Origin of the sequence: Candidatus Nanosynbacter sp. HMT-352 (assembly GCF_021222645.1) — a bacterium.
Lineage (GTDB): Bacteria > Patescibacteriota > Saccharimonadia > Saccharimonadales > Saccharimonadaceae > Nanosynbacter.
In genome coordinates this window covers 22,817-43,139 of sequence record NZ_CP089520.1, presented here as the reverse complement: position 1 = coordinate 43,139, position 20,323 = coordinate 22,817, and the positions used below count along the sequence as shown (strand labels likewise).

Genomic DNA, 20,323 nt, shown 5'->3' with positions numbered 1-20,323 from the left:
CTTATGGCTTACATTGACCTGTGGTAGCAGATCCGCCGCCAGATACAGAGAAATCTTTACATAGACTATTCTTTAATTCAACCGCATTGTTAGGATATGCGAAATCATCTCCAATTTGCAATCGAGCTTCAACTCTTCTGAACAAATCACTTGCCCGCCCCGTGGAATCGACAATTGGCTGAACTCCATCAAAATTGACAATCGTTCCGTCAGTTTTTTGAAGAGAAATCTTCACACTGCCACCTTTATATATAGGCAATAGCCTTAAGAATGCTGTTTCACTACCAGCTGGAATCTCATCAACATCAATCACCGCTTTACATGAATATTCGCCAGAAAACTTGAATGTCTTGCTACAAGAAACCACACTTGTTCCATTATTATGTTCGTTACCATCAGTTGCGCGTGGATGATCAGAAATCTTACCAGAAACAGCAGTACCATTCTGACTTGCTACGTCTGACCTTAAAACGTTCGGTCGTAAGAAAGAAGTGACACCAGTTGAATCTAACGCCGCTAAATTAAAGGTGGCGCCTGGGTTAATAAGCTGCACGCGCATCAATTGTGGCGAATTAGCATTCCAGTTGTTTTTCGTCGGCAAATCCCCAGAAGTAGATATTTCAGTGTTGGCGGCGTTGGCGCCATTCAAATTGCTCTCATCATCACGCCTATACCATTCGATAGATATTTTGTTGAACGAACCAGTTGTGCGTAGTGGCACAATTTGAGATTTTTCCTCAATAGACTTATATATAAAATCTTGAGATTTCATAGTGATTTTTACACAAGTATACGCTTGATCAAATTTTTTACCCGCATCCGTGCCAGTTTTAATAATAGTTTCGCCAGAAGAGCTACCTCCAACAACACCAGATGCCGCGACCATATTACAATTAATTGGACCATTCAATACTCCTGCCGCTTGAATATTGCCCGTTTGAGCGGCACGAACCACACGCTTAGCATCCTCAACCCCAGCCAAAGCCGCGTCATAAGCACTTTGCGACAGATCATTATTCGAAGATTGTCGCTGATCCATAATCATCAACTTGATAAACCCAATAGTAACAATAGTTAGCAACATCGCGCCAAATATAACCGCAAAAAGAGATACAGCACCTGATTGTCGCGCATTTTTACCCATTTGTCCTCACAATCATCTCAAATTTATTTATAGCACAGAACTCAAAATTACTATCATCTTCAGTCGGAGCTTTACAGGAAGAATTCCTTATTTCGCTCATCTTGCTCGTCCCCAGCGTAAAAGTCAATTTATACAGCGCCTCCCTTGAATTATCTGAGGTAACCTTTTCTAACGTAACTTCGTGCACGCCAATTGAGCCATCGCCACTATTAATAGCTCTGAGCAAATTGGATGATTTTGCAAGATCGACGGTTTCCGGATATTTGCCAGAAGCATCTTTTTTACATAATCCGCTATCCGCATCAACTACGCGCACCAAATTCACTGGATTACCATTAACCTTAAACAGACTATTTCCGCCCAACAGGCTAGGATCATCCAAATACTTCGGATTATTCCACACATAAGAATGAGAGCCAAGGCAAAGTCGACCAGTTGACCAATTGCTATTATTCGGTACCCTCAATCCCGTACCATCAATCTTTTCGGCATTCGCCTGAAGAAAATCGCGTCGAATAGTGTCTGAAATATCTCGCCCCGCTTGATTAACATCACGAAGCACAATACCCCTGCTATACATTTTTCCCGCTTGAATACCCACCATAGCAATCGACAACAAAAGAACAGAAATAAAACTCATGGCGAGCATCAATTCGATAAGTGTAAATCCTTTTTTATAACCCCGAATCATATAGCCTCACAATCGTACCAAGAGTCGCCGGCATTTTGCTACCAACAGGCATCCAGCATGCTTTTATGTACGCATCGTACTTGTTACTGTCCCTGCTTCCAGTAGCCGTACTCGGCTTAACCAATCTAACTGATATTCCATACGTTTTTTTAGTATCGCTATCAACCCGCGCGTATGTTTCTGTCGCTTTATAATCTCCAGGATTGTTCAATATACTAATCTTCGAAGCGAGCGAAGGCGTCGCAGCCAATGCAAACTCTTTCGTAGAAAAATCATCAGAACATTTTTCAACACCCAAGTTTCCTTCATTGCCATTAACAGCAGAAACGCTCACCGAATTATTGTCTACCAATTTCTTCCAAGTATCATTTTTCATATCATGTGCATATCTTATCATTTCAGCCTGAGCGTCAACCTGTTGACGAACCAACGTCGTCTCTAAAGAATACTGAGCAATAGCCATCCCGCGATTCATGGTTTCTAATGCAATAACGGCAACTAGGCTAAAAATGGTTACTCCAAGCAACACTTCGACAAGTGTGTCGCCTCTGTTAAACTTACGCATCAGCACAACCTCCCGTAGCATTACCCATAACTACAGCATCAGCAGAACCTGCATGCGATCGTAGAAAAATAGATAACCTCTCTCCCGGCAACCAACCGTCATCATAAACACAAATTTCCCTTTGTTGACGCTGCTCGCCAGCAGATTGCACAACTCCAGCACTATTTTTATTATTGACGAAATCAGTTAAATTGTCACCGAATCGGCTCGTATCAGTTCTAATGTCCAACTGTCCCGTCTCTGGGTGGCGGTACATCAAAATAGAAATATACGCACTATCTTTGGCTTGGTTAGAGAACCTAGTTTTTGCTTGCCAATTAACGATATATTTGTCAGACTCAGCGCCGCGTTTATAAGTCCACGCACTACCCTTATCTGATCTATAAGCATAAACTGGATAAGTTTTGTACAGATTGCCGTCCGTTGAGCCCAGAGAACCTTCAGTGGTAATATAGCGACCGACAATCACACAATCAGATTGGCCACGTAGAGTTTCAGCTCGACCATCAGAGCTTTCAATTGGACAAGCACCCTTAGATCGCTCATTCTCAACATTGACTACCTTCGAGTATTCATTTCGCAAAAAACCAGCATAAGACTGCACCGAATCGCGATATTGCTGACGATTAATTGACATACTTACGCCAACCATCAGCATAGAGGTCAGCAAACCAGAAATAGCCACAAACAAAATCACTTCAATTATAGTAAAACCTTTTTGTTTATTGCCCATCACTTCTCCATTATAGCATAAGCGCTTTTTACTTAGACAATAAGAAAGCCCCACTCTAAAATTTGTCGGCTAAAGAACCAAGCGAGTAAAAACCCTACGATAAGCAATGGACCGAAGCATATCCGTGAAGTGGCTTGCAATTTTCCTCGCATCATTGACGGCAAGACAAGAAGCGTGCCGATAAGATTTGCGATAAATAAAGCTGCAAAAGCTAAAAGCCAGTTTCCTAAGAACAAACCCAATCCAAGTCCAAGCTTAACATCACCAAAACCAATCCAAGTTTTATCTTCCCCGTAACGATATTTCGAGAATAAATATAGCACCATATATATTCCGCTCAGAATCGCAATCGACCCAAATAACGTCATCAAGCTTTTTGAGAAATCGCCAGATAGACATACTTTTATTCCTGCAAAAATAGCACCAAGAATGATAAACGGAATATTAATTACATCTGGAAGAAGTAGCCATCTGAGGTCATAGACAAATAAAATCGCCAGCAGCACCAAACTTGCTAACCACAAGACCAGCAACGCGACTTGCCAGATATCCGTCAATGATCCAGGCCAAAAAACCACGGATGCAACGAATAATCCAGCCATCACTAGCTCTAGCAAGATTTCCATCCAACCGATAAATGCTTTGCAATATCTGCACCGCCCCAGTCCAGCAGCCCAACTTACCACAGGAATCAAATCGTACCACTTAAGCTCATGTCCGCAAGATAAACAGCGAGATCTATCTTTGGAAATTTTTTTTATCAATGGAGATAATTTCTTTAATTCCTTTTGGTTGACTTTTTCTCCAGCTTTTTTATCTTCCATCAATTGACGAGCTCGCAAGCGCCAAATCTGCGCTCCGGCGAAACTACCTAAAATAGCCCCTAAAAATCCCACTAATACAAATTCAATCATACTTCTTATGGTAACAAAAAACCATAAAAAAATCAGCCCCATACCGAGGCTGATTTGTAATTTATCTATGGATTATACATCCTGGCAATACAATTGCTTTTGAGAACCGTTATTCTCCAGTAGAACTACAACTGCTGCGTTGCGTGAAGATCCGTTTTGCAAAGTTATGTTTGCCGGATCGTCAGCAGATGGAGCTGGCGTGCTTGTAGGACATTTTTTGCCGCGCATAACCTTAATTTCATTACCGGCAACCGACATTGATGATCCAGTCGCAGCAACCTTCAGCTCTGAATCTTTATCATACTGATCAAGCTTATCGACATACTTGCGTAGAGACTCTTCATTAAACGTGCCGCCGTTACGATTAGCTGAATTCCAATTGGTAATAGCTGCGGCAACTGTTGAAGCATCATTCTTCCTTGACTGGTCGCGCTGGCTACGCTGCAAAGCTGGCAATGCGATAAACACCATCGCAAAGATAAGTCCAGCAATAGCCAAGACCAACACAACCTCGATGATTGTAAATCCCTTTTTATTATCTTTTTTTATCATTAGATTTCCCACCTTTCTATGGTTTACCTATATTTACGCAAAAATGCTTACGTTTATAATACACTAAAAATATAAGTCAGTCTAGCGAATATTGATGTTGCCAACCAAGCTATAGATTGGAAGCAAGATAGCCGCGACCATCGTACCTGCAACTATAGCTAAGAAGACCATCAAAACTGGCTCTATCGCCGTCGACAAGGCGCGAATTTCCTCATCAAGCTCATCTTCATACACTTGAGCGGTCTTACCCATCATCTCATCAATTTTACCCGACTGCTCACCGATTTTAATCATCTGCGGCACCATTGCTAGGAAATAATCTTCATTAGATAAAGAAGTCGACAAAGCCTTACCACCCTTCACCTTGTCTGATGCGCGAAGTATGCTTTCGCTAATAATCACGTTATTGACAGCATCAGACGTAATACGAAGCATATCAAGCATCGGAACGCCAGTACTCAGAAGAACTTGACCAGTCCTGGCAAATCGTGCCATATACATTTTTCTGAACATCCCCTTGAACATTGGGATATTGAGCTTAAAGGTGTCTTTAGTCCTAATTCCCTGCTCAGTTTTCAAATATTGTACTAGGAAATAACCGCCGATAATCATTGCCAATATAACAAGCCACCAAAGATGAATAAAAAAGTTCGCTATTTTAATCATCACAAGAGTTACAAATGGCAACTCTTTATTTAAGTCACGGTACAGCCCCTCAACTTGCGGAACAACCGTAAATAACATAAATCCGATGACCAATATAATCACTACCAAGACGATTGACGGATACATCATAGCACCTCTAATTTTACTCATCATAGCGGCGTCTTTTTCCTGCTGAGCAGCTAACCTCTTAAGCGAATCATCCATCGTACCTGACGTCTCGCCGGCCGAGACTAAAGCTACATAAACTTTGTTAAAAGCTTCTGGATGCTTTGCGAACGAATCGGACAAGGATTTACCGCCTTCAACGTCAGAAATAATCTCTTGAACAATTTCCTGCATGCGCTTATTCGTAGTTTGCTCCTGAACCGTTCGAAGACTTTGTGCCAAAGGTAGTCCTGCACCAATAAGTGTAGCCAGCTGACGAGTAAATACAACCTTATCCTTGGTGGTAATTCTGCCAGAAAACTTTGCAAATAAGCTGGTCTTATCGTCTTGTAGTTCAATTTTTAATGGCACAAACCCTTGTGACGTCAAAAGCTTCGCGGCGGCATTTTCACTATCAGCCTGAACAACTGATTTAACGATTTTATTACTTGCGCTATCTCTGGCTTCGTAATCATATTTCTTCATTTATTACCCCCTCATCAGCCTCTCAAATTCCGTCAAATCGACAGCAAATTCACGAGCACTATCATACGTAATCGTACCGTTCTGCACCAAATTGACCAAAGTTCGATCCATTGTCTGCATTCCCTGATCAGCACCAGTCTGAATCACGGCATCCAATTGGTGAGATTTACCTTCGCGGATAATGTTGCGCACCGCTGGATTAGCAATCAAAACCTCTGCCGCCACGACTCGTCCACCACCAATAGCCGGGACTAGTCGCTGCGAACAAATTGCCATCAAAATATTACTGAGCTGAGCGCGAATCTGCGGCTGCTGGTGTGGCGGGAACACGTCAATCATACGGTCGATTGATTGCGCAGCGGAGTTTGTGTGTAGCGTCGCAAACACCAAGTGTCCAGTTTCAGCAATTGTAATCGCTGCTGAAATCGTCTCGAGGTCGCGCATCTCACCAATCAACACAACATCTGGGTCTTGGCGAAGACTCGAGCGCAAAGCCGCAGAGAACGAATAAGTATCGTAATGAACTTCACGCTGAACTACCACTGATTTTTTCGACTTGTGGGTAAACTCGATAGGGTCTTCAATGGTAATAATATGCTGTGAGCGCTCAGAATTAATTTTATCAACCAGCGCCGCCAAAGTCGTTGACTTACCGGAACCAGTTGGACCAGTGACCAACACCAAACCACGAGGAAAATCTGCAAACGTATTAACAACTGGTGGCATACCCAGCTCAGACGCCGACTTAATTTCATTTGGAATCAAACGTAGAGCTGCAGCCAAATTGCCACGCTCATGAAAGGCATTAACTCGGAATCGCCCCAATGTGCCAAACGCAAACGAAAAGTCGAATTCCTTATCTTTTAGCAAAATCTGTCGCTGATCTTCATCGAGAATCTGAAATACCAATCTCTCAACTGCAGGCTCGTCCAATGGTTGAGTTCCGGCGGCCGGCATCAATGAACCGTCAATTCGTAGCATTGGCGGCAAACCAACTTGAATATGAAGGTCTGAAGCTCGCTTCTTAACGACCTCTTCCAGCAAAATCTCAATTCGCAATTCTTGATTATTCATGTTTCCTCCTTTTACGCGGTATCCGCCGCTACCCTATTAACTTCTTCTATTGTCGTTATTCCGTTCAACGCCTTCAAATAACCATCTTGACGCATCGTAATCATACCCTGTTGAATTGCCATTCGCTGAATTTCCGCTGAGGTCGCGCGCTTAACAATCAAATTCTGAATCTCTTCAGTAATATCCATGACCTCATACAAACCAGCTCGACCAGCATAACCGCGAGGAGTTTGCGGCGTATCTTTTCCTTTTGCCAAGGCAAACGACGTCTGTGTCGCTAGCGGCAAACTTTCATATCCCAAATCTTGCGCGTATTGAGCAACCTGCTCCCTTGTTTGCGGCAATAATCCACCAACCGCCTCGCGAATTGCCTGCGTCTCTAACGGCGATGATTGATAGATATCCCGATGGCGCGCCACTCGCCTCACCAAACGCTGACCGATAATTGTGTTAACCGTACTGGCGATAAGAAACGGCTCAATTCCCATATCTAATAGACGCGGCAACACACCAGCGGCAGAATTAGTGTGAAGTGTTGAGAAAACCAAGTGCCCCGTTAAGGCTGCCTGAATGGCCAAATTCGCCGTTTCATTATCGCGAATCTCACCAACCATCACAATGTCTGGGTCTTGACGCAAAATTGAGCGCAATCCAGAAGCAAACGTCAAGCCAACTTCCGCATTCACCTGAATCTGATTGACGCCATCCATCTTATACTCAACCGGATCTTCAAGCGTCACAATATTCACAGTGTCGTCTTTAATCTCTTTAATCAACGCATACAAACTCGTTGACTTACCAGAACCAGTTGGACCTGACGTCAGAATCATTCCATTTGGTCGCTTAATCCCCTTACGGATCGTTCTTAATGCGCGCCCAGCGTAGCCCATATCTTCCAGATTAAAAGAACTTCCACTCTTATCAAGCAGACGAATAACCACTTGTTCACCCCAGACAACTGGAGAGATAGCAATACGAAGATCAACCTCCTTGCCTGCGACGTTAACCGCAAATTGACCATCCTGAGGAATTCGATGCTCGTCAATTTTCAGATTGGAAAGAATCTTAATGCGACTAACTAACGCCGGCTCAATACTCTTTGGGAGCTGCATTATTTCACGCAAAACACCGTCAACACGACAACGAATCTTCAAAGCCTTCTCTAATGGCTCAATATGCACGTCGGACGCATGACTTTTTACCGCATACTCCAAAATTGTCGATAACGCTCGTGATATCGGTGAATCTTGGACAATCGTTTTAATATTGCCAGCCTCCGACAAAGACTCTTCCTGCGAAGCCTGTGCAGCCACATTAACAGACGACAAGTCAGTCTTATATTGATCCAAGACGTGACGAACACTCTCTTCTGAGGCCATGAAAACTTTTATCGGACGCTGGATGCGATTCGACAAATAGTCCACCGCTTGAACATTATTCGCGTCGATCATCGCTACTGCTAGTCGGTTCTGAACCTCGGCCAGCGGCACAGCCATAAATCTCTCAGCAACGTCGGACGGTAATAGAGATAAAATATCCTGGCTAATAACACTATTCGACAGATTGACATACGGCACGCCCGAAACTTGAGCCACACCATGAACTAATAGTTCATTGTCAAGCAACCCCTCTTCACTAAGCAGACTAAACAGAGGTTTACCGCTCTCAGAGGCGCGCTTTAAGGCATCATCAATGACAGACTTCTCAATAAGCCCCTCGTTTACGAGCAGCTCGATCAACTTATCTTGGATGTCGTCCGTCAGTAAAGCCATTTACGCCCCTTCTCTATTTGGCTGCATCTTGACCTACGAATATTTCAACAGTTGGATTTATCGCATTATTATTAAAAATCGCTGGGTTTGGTTTTTCGACGTCAGGTGATATTTCTCGAATAGTCTGTACTTTTGTGCCAGATTCTGGAACTTTTAAGAACGAGATGTTAGAGGCGACAATATAGCCGATTGCTACACCCACACCTGCGATCAATACTACCATTGCTATATCTGTTTTCTTCATGGCTTAACCACCTTATTCTCTAGTTGTATTGTTTGTGCTGGCTCGTAATAAGCGACACCTCGAACCACCAAGCTCAATCTATCTTCATTTCGCTGGATTTCCACGGTCTTTAGGTCAATGACTCGAATAGACGCCTCTAACTTAGTTAGCAATTCTTTCAATTTTTCAGCCGGACCGCTCACTTCCATAGTAAATGATATGGCGTTTTCAGATGTTGACCCAGAGCTTTCGCTATCAGATCCAGATTGAGCAACGGTCAGGTTTTGAATAGTCACACCGGTGGTCGTGTCAATGAATTTATTCTTCAATGAAGCACCAAGAGCGTCGGCATTCGCATTATCCGGCAATGCATCCAGTATCGTCTGAAGAGCATTACTTTCGCTGCTTGATTTTATAGAGTTAAGAGCATTGTTCGTGTCTAAAACTCGGATATTCTTCTTTAATTCATCAACTGATGACAAGTTTTTATCTAGACGAGAAATAGTATTTTGCTTCTCCAGAAGAATCTTCGAATGAAATACAATTTGTTGTACCAAAAATATGCTCACAACAAGCGCAATTCCCGCCAAAAATGCCGCAGAAGCTACAAAAATAAACATAGTCTTTTTTGATGAGTCAATCTGTTGCCGCTTACGTATTGCAACTTCTTTATTATCGGTCGCCATTATTTCTTCTCCTGTTTTTTCGAGTTACTCTTAAACAAGCTGTCTGGAATACCCCGGCGAGAATCTGTCACATCAACCTTACCAGTCGGCGTCAATACGGAAACTGTACCATTATTTGCAGGCGCTAGTAATTCTTCTGCGTATTCAAACGAGAACGAGAATTGCAACACTTTTTTACCTTCTGAGTTCTCTCCAAAACTAGTATCGCCATCTTTTATCTCCTTAGTCAGACTAACTTCGGAACTTTTATCGCCGTCAGTAGTCTGGACCTTCGTATTCAAGATGGTTTTCTTTAAGGTCTCTAATGCACTATAGCCATTAACCGCACTGCCCTCCAGAGTAATAGTTTTTGACTCAGGATTGACTTTTATATCCGAAAAACTAACATTATTTGGTGCAACAGGATTAACTGCCGTTACAACATCAAAGATCCTTGAATTAATCTTCTTTCCAGAATGTTGCTCATTGATCTTTGTCAATTGATTCTGAATCGTTACAACCTTATTGAGATCTTCGACCGCCATCAATTTATCGTTCCTATCTTTAATAACTCCGTTCTGGACCGCCTCGGCTGCAATTTGGCTACCCAAAATCAACGCCAAAACAACTACTGCCGCAATCGAAGCACCGCCCACCAAGAACGATATCGAAATAACCCGATTGCGCATAGCCCGAGTCTTCAATAGCTCGCGCTTAACGTTTGGGAGAAGATTTATCTCAATCATGATATATTACTCCTTTGTGCCAGACCTACGGCAATAGCAAATTCTGAAGCAATCGGCGCCAATTGCTGTTGATCTGACTGAGAAACTTGAACGCGCTGCCACGGATCTGCGGTAATTGACTGGACTCCAGTTTTATTCATTACATATCCATCAAGTTGCGGAATAGCTGAACCAAACCCCGATAACAAAATTCCAGAAACCGCTACGCTTGGATATCGAGTTTGGAAAAACTTTATAGATTTTACTAGCTCTGAAGAAAAATTGTCGAGAGTTGAATCAATAGCCCTTAACACTTGACCATCTAGTTTATCCGGTGACAAACCAAATTTCAAAATAAATTGACGAGCTTGATCTTCCTGGACGCTAAGATTCTGAACCGCCGATCGAACCAAAGACGAAAGCCCAGTTGGAATCATACGAATAAGTCGCGGCGCCCCATTATAGACAACCGCCAAATCCGTTGAATTTTCGCCCATATTGATAATCAAACGCGCATCCTGAGAATCGGTAGCTGATAAAGAGCGAACCATAGCAATAGCGTTCGGCTCTTCAGCAATCACATTAAAGCCGAGATTTTCAACTAATTCCAGACGCTCTTCCGCATAAGACTTTGCTGTACTTGTCAGCAGAATCTCATACTGATTCTGAGCATGCAAACTATCACCCAATAAAGCCCAGTCAACTTCTGCCTCATCCAAAGACATTGGAATATATTGGTCAATTTGATATTTCATCATTGCCTTCAATTCCTGCTCAGAAACCTTTGGCACATCAATAATAGTCGAAAATGTCTTATTTGACGGCAAACCAACAGCTACATTAGAGGTTTTAATTCCAGCTTGACCAACAGCAGTCATAATAGCCTCACCCAAGCGTCGCTTAGCCTCTGGAGAATCACCTCCTGCTATCTTAGAATCAACTGGCGTATAACCGTAATGCGACAAACTCCATCCCGTGCCAGTACGAGACAATTGAACCACCCGCACCGCATTCGTATCGATGTCCAGTCCGAAGAATTCGCCCAACCCTTTTGCTAATTTCATAACTAATAGTAATTATATACATTAGCGTTTTAATTTGCAAACTTTTAATATCTTGGCGGCAATTCGCGAACATTCATCGTGCTAATCGCGCCAGTGTTTCGATAATTATTGTAAGCCCAAATATAAGTGTCAGCCCTCAAATTGATGATTTCTGCTGGAGTTCCAGGGTGCATATTCGGATCATTCTTTGCAGACGAAGCATGCTTTCCACCGTATGTTCGCCGCAAGAACAAGTGTCCAGTTTTAATTGGTCCGTTGATTTTCAATTGCTTGCCACAAGAAGCATCAGAAACACTACTCAGCCAACTTCCGGTATTAATCACTACGCCACAAGTACTAACATATCCGTCTTTCTGAGTAATCAACCAAGCATTCACTTCCCCAACCGAAGGCTCTATAATAATATTCTTCGCGTAGATAATTAGTTGTGGCAATTGGTGCACATCATTCGTATCTGTGTATAGCAAATCGCCCGAAATCCTAACTACACCCGAGGACTTTATGACTATACTCTTGCCTACGCTTAATTTTGACCCTGTTAAGGTTACGTTTCCAGCGTTATATTCACCCGAAGCCAAGCTGTTGACATCCACGCTACCGGAGACATTGCCCTTGACGCCACCAACCGACGGTAAAGTAAAGTTATCTGGAACTGAACTGGTACTACTGAAATTACCAAACTTTGGAATATTAGCAAAAGTTAGCTTATTATAGTCACGTGGAGTTACTCCCGAACGACCATTAAACGACGATGACAATCCAGCACCCGAAGCCGAATCCGCCTTGCCGTTAGCAATAATTCCATATTCACCCCAAGAGCCGTACACATTCTGATTTGTATAAGCCATCTTATAGGCCAATGATATATCCTCGATCAGTAGCCCCATGTGTGACGGATTAGATTTTATGTAAATATCGATGAAATTATTATTCTCATATAAAACAGTACCTGGCTGTGTCTCGGCAGTAAATCGAGAATTTACAGCATAGCCCGGAAGACCCCAACCAGAGTACTGAGTCCCCTCAGGTCTTGCGCCGTTTTCATTACCCAATACCCTCATTTCATGACCATTAATCTTCACTCTAACAAAGTTATCCACAGATCCATTAAAACCAATTTCCAGCTTCTTAGCGTCTTTTAGCTCTCCCAAGTTGATGCCTTTCAATCTAAAGACGTACGTATTTGAACACGAAATAATTTCTAATACAGGACGAGTATTATTATAACAATTTAGATTCGCTGGATCTGGTTTACTATTAGAATGCGTATGCCGACCAAAACTATTTATACTAATCCACTTTGCAGAGTCAGATATCCTCCAAACACCCCTCTTGCAATAATCAGGATTATTGACGAGCGATGCGTCACCGACTATACCGTGATACATAGAATCGGGTGTACATGTAATATAACCGTCCTGCAATACATCGCCACCACTAGGATTGCGCCACTGTGTCGTTACTACCGTTCTGGCTTGGTAATCGTCTTTTAAGTTAGTCGCATCACCATGACAACTCGGAAGATAGTCTGGTTTTTTAGTAGACTTCTTATACGCCCTCTGGTTTCCATTACCGCCATACTGATCCTCAGCACAAACTATAGACCAGTGCAGATCAGCGTCGTTGCCCCCCTTAAAGCCGTATTCGCCAGGGCTAAAGTGAACATCGTCTCCAATTTTATTACCATCTTTGTCTAACCCTGTACCCCACAGGCCCTTTGCTCGTATAGAAGTCTTATCTAGCTCAATACGGCTAAGATTCTCATCAGGAACATTCACATTGTTTGATGTCTTGCTAGTAATAACTTCTTTGTCAGTCTTAATATCACCGCCCCAAACCTGAACCTTTGGTCTTTTTGACGACCTGATACACTTAACTGCGTACCTAAAATCCGTAGAAGGAGCCGAACCATTATAATCGCTAACCATAACCACGTAACATAGACTGTCGTTAGCACTTAGCTTAACCCTGTCCAGATCATCTATCTTATTTGTAGCCACTGGAGTCTGACCGGTGTTTAATTGACTGCCGGTGTTTTGAACAATTTTTCCACACGCGCCACTATCAATGTTTAAGCTATCTCTATATTGTCCTTTAATCAGTCGCACAACGGCGCACGGCCAGTCGCCATCAGCAGTACCTCCAGGAAGTGAAACTTCATTACTCTTTCCTGTAAGCTCCGATACTTCAGCCCCTCTGACAACAAATCGCGCAAGTGCATACGAAGAATTTTGAGTCTTTAAAGTCCCCTTGTTATTCAACCCAGCATTTATTCCCTCAATTTTCGTGACATTTTCTGCGTCAATATAATCCGAATTAACACTAACTGAAGGCTCTACGTCATAATCGTACGGAACCTCAGCACAGGCATATGACGAATACACCCAGCCAGTTGGCGCCAAAGAATTACGCCTATCCCAGTAGATTCGCTGACAGATACGCTTACCCATGTCTTCTTTTCGAATAACTCGCGTAAACATAAATTTATTTTCTCCAAGCGGACCACGAACATCCTCTAATCTAGATTTTCCGTTCAATGCCTCCATAGTGGTAGTGTGATAATCCACCCACTTTGGATTGTTCATTCGTTTCCAAGCATAATCCTTCCAATTCGTCATAACGTTAAACCATCGGGATTTTTCATTATGCCAAGCCCCCCTGTCGTTCAGACTGACATCATTATCCATCGGCTGGTTCGATCTAATATCAAATACATCCTGCTGAACGCCAGTTATAACATTATCAGTAGGCCCACCGCTAACAAAAAGACTATGCCACCAATCAACCGTATCTCCGGGCTTCACATCCTTAAGTCGCCCAGGCGCTACCACCCAGTCGGAGCCGTAATTATTTGTATCTGACGAATTAAATTTCTTCGTCACCCAAGATTTACCAGTTATCGTCCAATTTGGCGAGCTTGGCGCCGCGTATGTATAGATAAAAAAAGCCGTTACCGAAATAGCCAAAGCCACTACTATTGCCAACATGCCCACCTTAGGCAATGAGTATTTTCTTCTCATGCTTATAATTATATCAAAGATTACGCAGATGATATAATAAATATATGAGTTTATCTATTGGAATCGTTGGTTTACCAAATGTCGGCAAATCGACACTTTTTAACGCTTTAACAAATAACGACATTTTGGCGGCTAATTATCCGTTTGCGACAATTGAGCCGAACACAGGAATTGTTCCCGTACCAGATAATCGCCTGCAAATTTTAGCCGATCTTTATCATGCGCAAAAAATTATTCCAGCCACCGTTACTTTCGTCGATATCGCTGGGCTGGTTGCTGGCGCGTCTAAGGGTGAAGGTTTGGGCAATAAGTTTCTTCACAACATCAGAGAGTGTGACGCAATTATTCATGTTGTTCGTGCATTTGAGAATTCAAAGATTCTGCGCCATGATGAAGCACCGATTGACCCTAAGAAAGACATTGAGGTTATAAATACCGAGCTTATTCTGGCCGATCTACAAACTCTTGAAAAACGTCTGCCCCAGCTTCAAAAAGAAGCTAAAGCAAACCCAAAAGCTCGCCAAAAAGTTGAATATCTGCAGTCTTTAATCGACAATTTACAAAAAGGCGTACCAATTTCCGCAATGACAGATGTGGATTTTGAGGCAATTTCCGACCTGCACCTTCTTACCGCCAAACCCGTTATCTACGCATTTAATGTCGACGAGGAAGGATTGAACAATTCCGATCTACAGGGTCAATTGACCGAACTCGTAAGTCCCGCAAAAACCGTCTTTGTCTGTGCAAAACTGGAAGAAGAATTGAAGGGATTATCTGAAAATGACGCCAAAGAGCTATTAGAAAGTTACGGTGTCGAGGAGACTGGGCTTGCCAAACTTATTCACGCAGCATATGACACGTTAGGTTTGCAAAGCTATCTGACCGCTGGAGAAAAAGAAATTCGTGCCTGGACAATTCACAAAGGTTGGACTGCACCGCAAGCCGCGGGCGTTATTCACTCGGATTTTGAGCGCGGATTTATTGCCGCACAGATTGTTGATTTTGACGATTTAGTCACCGCGGGATCCGAAGTTAAGGCCCGCGAAAACGGTAAAATTCGTACCGAAGGAAAAACTTACGTTATGCAGCCAAATGACGTCGTTGAGTTTCGGTTTAACGTTTAGTTAATTTCAATTTGTAAAATCGCTCAAGATTACCCTTACTACCAGCTACTTCACTATCTTTTTTATCTAAGATAATAAAATACTTTTTCGCCCAATCTTCAAAATCGGATAAAATCTGTCGACGAACTTTGTCGTTTTTAATAATGCCCTTATTAACCTGATGTCGCCCCGCTTCAAATTGAGGTTTCACCATAGCAATCAACACCGTATTTGTATTCATCAAATTTTCTGCTACATGCGGCAAAATTTCTCTCAGAGATATAAACGACACATCGCCCACAATAATATCAATTGATTCATCGGCATAAAAATCACGAATATCGGTCTTTTCGTAGAGAGCAATTTTTGGATTCGACCTCAAACTTGGATGGAGCTGATCCGTTCCAACATCAACAGCAAACACCTTTTTGGCGCCGTGACGCAGTGAATAGTCGGTAAATCCGCCCGTACTCGAACCAATATCCAGAACAATTTTATCCTGAAAATTAAGATGAAAATACTCCGCTACGCTTGCCAGTTTTAAGCCGGCTCGCGAAACGTAAGTTTCCTTCTTCTCGAGCTTTATTTCGTCCGAATCAGATACCATAGTCCCTGATTTCTGGACAATTTTCTTATTCAAAAAAACATAGCCCAGGCGAATAAAATTATCCGCCTGAGACCTTGTTGTCACCAAACCGCGCTCGACTAGAGCTTTATCTAATCGCTGTTTCATTAAATATGACTATTTCTTTCGCTCGCGATATTCACCAGTTGAAGTGTCAACGCTAATAATATCGCCCTGCTTGATAAATGCTGGAACTTTGACAACTAGCCCTGTCTCCAAAGTAGCGTCTTTTAGCACAGATGAAGTCGTATCACCCTTAACCACATCTTCCGTATAGGTAACTTCCAAATATTTATTCTTTGGTAGTTCAACGTTGATCACTCGACCATCGAAAAATTGAAGGCTTAATTCATCACCTTCTTTCAGGTATTTACTAGCATCATCCACGATTTCCGCAGCCAGCTCAAATTGCTCAAAGCTAGTCGGATCCATGAAATAGAACTTATCGCCGTCGTTATACAAATATTGCGCAGTTTTATTATTTACTTCCGCAGCTTCGATTCGCTCTTGACCCTTGAAAGTCTTTGGAATAACACTTCCGTCAATTAGGTTTTTCAATTTCACGTTAACAATCGAACCGCCACGACCCATAACCTTTTGGCCGTACTCTACGACGCGATATGGCTTGCCGTCAATTTGACAAACTACGCCTTTTTTCAAATCAGTTGGCTGATACATATTTTCTCCTTTTCAATAAAATATCTCGCTGCCAAATATGTAATAGCAACGAGATATTGCGCATTAAACGTTCCTAGTTGCTAGTAACAAATGGCAACAAAGCCAAGTGGCGAGCGCGCTTAATTGCTACTGCCAAGCTTCGCTGTTGCTTTTCACTCAAACCAGTCTTGCTGATTGGCTCGATTTGACCGTAAACATTGATGTAACGTTGCAAAGTTTTTACATCTTTATAGTCAAAAATAATCGGTGGATTTTTCTTCAATTGTGCCATTTTAATCTCCTTATTAGAATGGAATTTCGCTTAAGTCAATTGGCTTATCGTCAATTTCCGTTACGACTTCCTCTTTTTTAGTAGTCTTTGGTGCTGCAGAACCTGAATTGTCGCCGCTTGGACCGTCTAAGAACGTTACATCTGAAGCAGTAACTTCAATTCGACTCTGTCTTTTACCAGTATCCTTATCTTCCCAGCTATCCTGTCGTAGTCGTCCTTGGATCAAAACCCGACGACCTTTGCTTAGATATTGCATTACCAAATCACCAAGTTTATCCCAGGCTGTGATATTGAAAAAGTCAGCCTGATCGTCTTGAGATTGTCGATCAACAGCAATACTGAAGCTAACCACGTTCTTACCAGAAGCGGTTGTTCGCTGTTCTGGATCGCGTGTCAATCTACCCAACAAAATCACTTGATTGATACTTCGTGCCATATTCTATCCCCTCTTTTACCTTACGGCAGTTAGGCTTATTTACTTGATTCGCTTGAATCAGATTCTTCGTTGCGTGCTTTTTGCTCGCTTAATGCTTGACGAGTTTTTTCATCAGTTTTTACCAATAGGTAACGCAAAACTTCATCAGTAATATTAAGCGTATTTGAAATCTTCAACAAAGCTGGTGCTGGCAATTTAACCTCAAAGCAAACGTAAACTGCAAAGTCTTCACGCTTGATTGTGTAGGCCAATTTTTTCTTGCCCCAGTTTTCTTCTTTGGTAATTTCACCACCGTTAGTAGTGATTAAACCACGCACCTTATCCAACGCTGAATCTAGATTAGCCTCTAAATCCGGGTGAATAAGAACAGTTAGTTCGTATTCGTTCATGTTTCCTCCTCTGGAATCCATTTACGGATGCTTACGCTGTCTCACGTAAGCTTAGGTTAATATTCAATTGTTATTATATCACTAAACAGCCAATATTGCCAATCTCACTACTGATAAGTCGCAACAATTACTATTCCGCCAACAATTCATCTAATTCTTCTGGACTAGAAATCAAAACTTCGCGTGGCTTAGAACCATTCTGCGGACCAATGATTCCCCGCTCTTCCATCTCTTCGATGATTCGAGCTGCTCGCTGATAACCAATTCCCAGACGCGTTTGCAGCATACTTGTTGAGGCCTTGCGTCGCTCAACCACCACACGAACCGCATCCTTAAACTTATCGTCACCACCTTCAGATAAGTCCATCACGACGCCACCCTTGCCATCCAATTGAACTGGCTGAGCCACCACTTCGTCGTTGTACTGCGGAGCCATCTGCATACGCAAATGATCAGTAATTTTATTCACCTCGTCATCTGTCACCCAGGCGCCCTGAATACGTTTTGGCTTGCTCATACTTGTTACGTAAAATAGCATGTCACCCTGACCTAATAGCTTTTCAGCACCAGATTGGTCTAGAATTGTTATACTGTCGACCTGGCTAGCCACCGTAAAGGCAATTCGCGCTGGAACGTTCGCCTTAATCAAACCAGTAATCACGTTTACGCTAGGACGCTGCGTCGCCAACACCAAGTGAATACCAACCGCTCGCGATTTCTGCGCCAAACGAACAATTAACGTCTCAACATCCTTTTTAGCCATCATCATGAGATCGGACATCTCGTCTATCACAATCACGATATACGGCATCGATCCATCTTCATGCTCCTGAACGTTGCCGTTTTCATCAGCAATTGCAATCTTCTTAGCGCGCGACTGCAGCCTCTTGTTATATTCCTTAATGTTACGGATTTTCTCGCCCGCCAATAATTTGTAGCGTCGCTCCATCTCATTCACCGCCCACTTCAAGGCTGAGATAGTCTTCTCTGGTTCATTGATCACCGGAGTAAGAAGGTGCGGAATATCAGCGTACGGCGCCATTTCGACTTGCTTCGGGTCAACTAAAATCAACTTCATATCACTCGGACTATTGCGATATAGCAAGCTACACAGCAAAGTATTAATCATAACAGACTTACCAGAACCCGTTTGTCCAGCAATCAACAAATGCGGCATCTTTCCCAGCTCACCCACAACAACTTGACCGGATATATCTTTACCAATTCCAAAACTCAAAGGATCACGAGCAGCAGCCCATTGCTTTGATGACAGCGTACTTCGCAGCCGTACCTCAGCAGCCTTACGGTTAGGCACTTCAATACCAACAGCCTTTTGACCAGGAATTGGCGCCTCAATTCTTAAGCTCTGTGCCGCCAAATTAAGTGCGATATTAGTTTCTAGCGCTGTAATTCGCGTCAATTTAACTCCACTTGGCGGTCTTAGGGTATATTGCGTAACTTTTGGGCCAACATTAATATCACCCATCGCTGCCTCAATATTAAATTCAGACAGTGTATCATGAATTATTTGGGCGTTCTGGCGCGTATCTCCAGCGTCAGCGCCACTTTCATTCTTCTCTAATAATTCCAAACTTGGCGCTTCCCAATTTGGATCACGAGTTGCCACCAAAGCCTGCTCTTCATTGACCTTTTCCGGCTTCTCTACTTTCTTTAATAAGCTCTTTTTCTCTTTGGCTGTATCAATTATTGGCACACCAGCGTTTAGCTTAATTTCTCCCAAGTCGGTCTTTTTCTCTTCTTCTGCCGGCTGAGCAATTGACGCCTTCTTCATAATAGAACGATTATTATCGTCTTCCTTAGTATTGCTCTTAATCATCTCCCAAAGTTTACTGAAAACTGTAAACGGCGACGTCTGAGTAATAAATAGAACTGTTATAAACGCCAAAACTAGATAAATAATCACAGCAATTGCCGAATCTACCATTTTCAGTGTGGCCGTATTCAATATATCGCCCACAAATCCACCAGAATTCGGATGCGAAGCCGTCTTCATTAACCCAAACAATCCAGAAAACCACACAATTTCCAAAACTGCCGCAAACTTCACTACTACAGGCAACTGATTCTCTTCCGCCCGGAAAGTCTCAACCGCTAAATAAATCAGTAATATCGGTAGGGCGTACGCGGTATAGCCAATAGTTTTTACAGTCGCCATATCAATCCACTGTAAAACCGGACCACCGACGCCAAACCACGACACGACGAGTAGTAGCGACAAAAGAATAAGCATCACCGCGCCAACTTGCGACCAAAAACCCGCCGGCAAACTATGTTGAGGCTTGGCTGGTGTAGATTTTTTCGTGCTCTTTCGTTTTTTTGCCATAATCATTTTTATTATACACTGATTTTATACTTATTAACA

General features: G+C 42.7%; 21 protein-coding genes. 1 reads left to right on the top strand and 20 read right to left on the bottom strand.

Annotated elements, in window-relative coordinates; translation table 11 throughout:
• Position 1 precedes the first annotated feature (1 nt).
• From LR957_RS00210 to LR957_RS00145, 14 genes are all read right to left on the bottom strand, one after another.
• Positions 2–1,144: a hypothetical protein gene (locus LR957_RS00210; RefSeq protein WP_232273001.1), complete on the bottom strand. Its 1,143-nt coding sequence runs from the start codon at positions 1,142–1,144 to the stop codon at positions 2–4.
• Positions 1,137–1,835, bottom strand: coding sequence for a PilW family protein (locus LR957_RS00205; protein ID WP_232273000.1), 699 nt, complete (start codon positions 1,833–1,835; stop codon positions 1,137–1,139). The genes LR957_RS00210 and LR957_RS00205 overlap by 8 nt, the downstream gene beginning before the upstream one ends.
• Positions 1,819–2,400: a type II secretion system protein gene (locus LR957_RS00200; RefSeq protein WP_232272999.1), complete on the bottom strand. Its 582-nt coding sequence runs from the start codon at positions 2,398–2,400 to the stop codon at positions 1,819–1,821. Before LR957_RS00200 ends, LR957_RS00205 begins: the two co-directional genes overlap by 17 nt.
• Positions 2,393–3,133, bottom strand: a complete 741-nt coding sequence (locus LR957_RS00195; protein WP_232272998.1) for a type II secretion system protein — start codon at positions 3,131–3,133, stop codon at positions 2,393–2,395. The genes LR957_RS00200 and LR957_RS00195 overlap by 8 nt, the downstream gene beginning before the upstream one ends.
• A 32-nt stretch (positions 3,134–3,165) precedes the next feature.
• Positions 3,166–4,047 carry a prepilin peptidase gene (locus tag LR957_RS00190; protein ID WP_232272997.1) on the bottom strand — a complete coding sequence of 294 codons (882 nt, stop codon included), beginning with the start codon at positions 4,045–4,047 and terminating at the stop codon, positions 3,166–3,168.
• Between the two features lie 72 nt (positions 4,048–4,119).
• The gene (locus tag LR957_RS00185) at positions 4,120–4,599 is read right to left on the bottom strand and encodes a type II secretion system protein (protein ID WP_232272996.1); all 480 of its coding nucleotides are present in this window, start codon (positions 4,597–4,599) and stop codon (positions 4,120–4,122) included.
• 81 nt (positions 4,600–4,680) lie between these two features.
• On the bottom strand, positions 4,681–5,895 hold the full coding sequence (locus LR957_RS00180) for a type II secretion system F family protein (protein WP_232272995.1): 1,215 nt from the start codon (positions 5,893–5,895) through the stop codon (positions 4,681–4,683).
• A 3-nt stretch (positions 5,896–5,898) separates the two neighbouring features.
• Complete coding sequence (locus LR957_RS00175) at positions 5,899–6,969, bottom strand: type IV pilus twitching motility protein PilT (protein ID WP_129637150.1); 1,071 nt, start codon at positions 6,967–6,969, stop codon at positions 5,899–5,901.
• An 11-nt stretch (positions 6,970–6,980) separates the two neighbouring features.
• A complete protein-coding gene (locus LR957_RS00170; protein WP_232272994.1) occupies positions 6,981–8,741 on the bottom strand; it encodes a GspE/PulE family protein in 1,761 nt (586 codons plus the stop codon).
• A gap of 13 nt (positions 8,742–8,754) precedes the next feature.
• Positions 8,755–8,985 carry a hypothetical protein gene (locus tag LR957_RS00165; RefSeq protein ID WP_129637149.1) on the bottom strand — a complete coding sequence of 77 codons (231 nt, stop codon included), beginning with the start codon at positions 8,983–8,985 and terminating at the stop codon, positions 8,755–8,757.
• Positions 8,982–9,650 carry a hypothetical protein gene (locus tag LR957_RS00160; RefSeq protein WP_232272993.1) on the bottom strand — a complete coding sequence of 223 codons (669 nt, stop codon included), beginning with the start codon at positions 9,648–9,650 and terminating at the stop codon, positions 8,982–8,984. The genes LR957_RS00165 and LR957_RS00160 overlap by 4 nt, the downstream gene beginning before the upstream one ends.
• Positions 9,650–10,375 (bottom strand): PilN domain-containing protein, encoded by a 726-nt coding sequence (locus LR957_RS00155; protein WP_232272992.1) that lies wholly within the window; start codon positions 10,373–10,375, stop codon positions 9,650–9,652. The genes LR957_RS00160 and LR957_RS00155 overlap by 1 nt, the downstream gene beginning before the upstream one ends.
• Entirely contained in the window at positions 10,372–11,418 is a 1,047-nt protein-coding gene (gene pilM, locus LR957_RS00150; protein WP_232272991.1) for a type IV pilus assembly protein PilM, read from the bottom strand. Before pilM ends, LR957_RS00155 begins: the two co-directional genes overlap by 4 nt.
• Before the next feature lie 44 nt (positions 11,419–11,462).
• Positions 11,463–14,438 (bottom strand): hypothetical protein, encoded by a 2,976-nt coding sequence (locus LR957_RS00145; RefSeq protein WP_232272990.1) that lies wholly within the window; start codon positions 14,436–14,438, stop codon positions 11,463–11,465.
• Positions 14,439–14,482: 44 nt separating this feature from the next.
• Between LR957_RS00145 and ychF the strand changes: the two genes are divergently transcribed.
• The gene (gene ychF, locus LR957_RS00140) at positions 14,483–15,562 is read left to right on the top strand and encodes a redox-regulated ATPase YchF (RefSeq protein WP_232272989.1); all 1,080 of its coding nucleotides are present in this window, start codon (positions 14,483–14,485) and stop codon (positions 15,560–15,562) included.
• Here ychF and LR957_RS00135 read toward each other — a convergent pair.
• The 6 genes from LR957_RS00135 to LR957_RS00110 form a co-directional block, all read right to left on the bottom strand.
• Positions 15,552–16,274 (bottom strand): TlyA family RNA methyltransferase, encoded by a 723-nt coding sequence (locus tag LR957_RS00135; protein WP_232272988.1) that lies wholly within the window; start codon positions 16,272–16,274, stop codon positions 15,552–15,554. The two genes, ychF and LR957_RS00135, sit on opposite strands and share 11 nt — an antisense overlap.
• A gap of 9 nt (positions 16,275–16,283) precedes the next feature.
• Entirely contained in the window at positions 16,284–16,844 is a 561-nt protein-coding gene (efp, locus tag LR957_RS00130) for an elongation factor P (RefSeq protein WP_129632170.1), read from the bottom strand.
• Between the two features lie 73 nt (positions 16,845–16,917).
• A complete protein-coding gene (gene rpsR / locus LR957_RS00125; RefSeq protein ID WP_129632167.1) occupies positions 16,918–17,115 on the bottom strand; it encodes a 30S ribosomal protein S18 in 198 nt (65 codons plus the stop codon).
• Between the two features lie 13 nt (positions 17,116–17,128).
• Positions 17,129–17,551, bottom strand: a complete 423-nt coding sequence (locus LR957_RS00120) for a single-stranded DNA-binding protein (protein WP_129634765.1) — start codon at positions 17,549–17,551, stop codon at positions 17,129–17,131.
• A gap of 35 nt (positions 17,552–17,586) precedes the next feature.
• The gene (gene rpsF / locus LR957_RS00115; RefSeq protein WP_164999838.1) at positions 17,587–17,940 is read right to left on the bottom strand and encodes a 30S ribosomal protein S6; all 354 of its coding nucleotides are present in this window, start codon (positions 17,938–17,940) and stop codon (positions 17,587–17,589) included.
• A 130-nt stretch (positions 17,941–18,070) separates the two neighbouring features.
• A complete protein-coding gene (locus LR957_RS00110; protein ID WP_232272987.1) occupies positions 18,071–20,284 on the bottom strand; it encodes an FtsK/SpoIIIE family DNA translocase in 2,214 nt (737 codons plus the stop codon).
• Positions 20,285–20,323: the final 39 nt, after the last annotated feature.

What these genes read in the sequence shown, in the direction of transcription:
- LR957_RS00210 (WP_232273001.1), bottom strand. Translation starts at nt 1,144, where the DNA reads ATGGGTAAAAATGCGCGACAATCAGGTGCTGTATCTCTTTTTGCGGTT.
- LR957_RS00205 (WP_232273000.1), bottom strand. Translation starts at nt 1,835, where the DNA reads ATGATTCGGGGTTATAAAAAAGGATTTACACTTATCGAATTGATGCTC.
- LR957_RS00200 (WP_232272999.1), bottom strand. Translation starts at nt 2,400, where the DNA reads ATGCGTAAGTTTAACAGAGGCGACACACTTGTCGAAGTGTTGCTTGGA.
- LR957_RS00195 (WP_232272998.1), bottom strand. Translation starts at nt 3,133, where the DNA reads ATGGGCAATAAACAAAAAGGTTTTACTATAATTGAAGTGATTTTGTTT.
- LR957_RS00190 (WP_232272997.1), bottom strand. Translation starts at nt 4,047, where the DNA reads ATGATTGAATTTGTATTAGTGGGATTTTTAGGGGCTATTTTAGGTAGT.
- LR957_RS00185 (WP_232272996.1), bottom strand. Translation starts at nt 4,599, where the DNA reads ATGATAAAAAAAGATAATAAAAAGGGATTTACAATCATCGAGGTTGTG.
- LR957_RS00180 (WP_232272995.1), bottom strand. Translation starts at nt 5,895, where the DNA reads ATGAAGAAATATGATTACGAAGCCAGAGATAGCGCAAGTAATAAAATC.
- LR957_RS00175 (WP_129637150.1), bottom strand. Translation starts at nt 6,969, where the DNA reads ATGAATAATCAAGAATTGCGAATTGAGATTTTGCTGGAAGAGGTCGTT.
- LR957_RS00170 (WP_232272994.1), bottom strand. Translation starts at nt 8,741, where the DNA reads ATGGCTTTACTGACGGACGACATCCAAGATAAGTTGATCGAGCTGCTC.
- LR957_RS00165 (WP_129637149.1), bottom strand. Translation starts at nt 8,985, where the DNA reads ATGAAGAAAACAGATATAGCAATGGTAGTATTGATCGCAGGTGTGGGT.
- LR957_RS00160 (WP_232272993.1), bottom strand. Translation starts at nt 9,650, where the DNA reads ATGGCGACCGATAATAAAGAAGTTGCAATACGTAAGCGGCAACAGATT.
- LR957_RS00155 (WP_232272992.1), bottom strand. Translation starts at nt 10,375, where the DNA reads ATGATTGAGATAAATCTTCTCCCAAACGTTAAGCGCGAGCTATTGAAG.
- pilM (WP_232272991.1), bottom strand. Translation starts at nt 11,418, where the DNA reads ATGAAATTAGCAAAAGGGTTGGGCGAATTCTTCGGACTGGACATCGAT.
- LR957_RS00145 (WP_232272990.1), bottom strand. Translation starts at nt 14,438, where the DNA reads ATGAGAAGAAAATACTCATTGCCTAAGGTGGGCATGTTGGCAATAGTA.
- ychF (WP_232272989.1), top strand. Translation starts at nt 14,483, where the DNA reads ATGAGTTTATCTATTGGAATCGTTGGTTTACCAAATGTCGGCAAATCG.
- LR957_RS00135 (WP_232272988.1), bottom strand. Translation starts at nt 16,274, where the DNA reads ATGAAACAGCGATTAGATAAAGCTCTAGTCGAGCGCGGTTTGGTGACA.
- efp (WP_129632170.1), bottom strand. Translation starts at nt 16,844, where the DNA reads ATGTATCAGCCAACTGATTTGAAAAAAGGCGTAGTTTGTCAAATTGAC.
- rpsR (WP_129632167.1), bottom strand. Translation starts at nt 17,115, where the DNA reads ATGGCACAATTGAAGAAAAATCCACCGATTATTTTTGACTATAAAGAT.
- LR957_RS00120 (WP_129634765.1), bottom strand. Translation starts at nt 17,551, where the DNA reads ATGGCACGAAGTATCAATCAAGTGATTTTGTTGGGTAGATTGACACGC.
- rpsF (WP_164999838.1), bottom strand. Translation starts at nt 17,940, where the DNA reads ATGAACGAATACGAACTAACTGTTCTTATTCACCCGGATTTAGAGGCT.
- LR957_RS00110 (WP_232272987.1), bottom strand. Translation starts at nt 20,284, where the DNA reads ATGGCAAAAAAACGAAAGAGCACGAAAAAATCTACACCAGCCAAGCCT.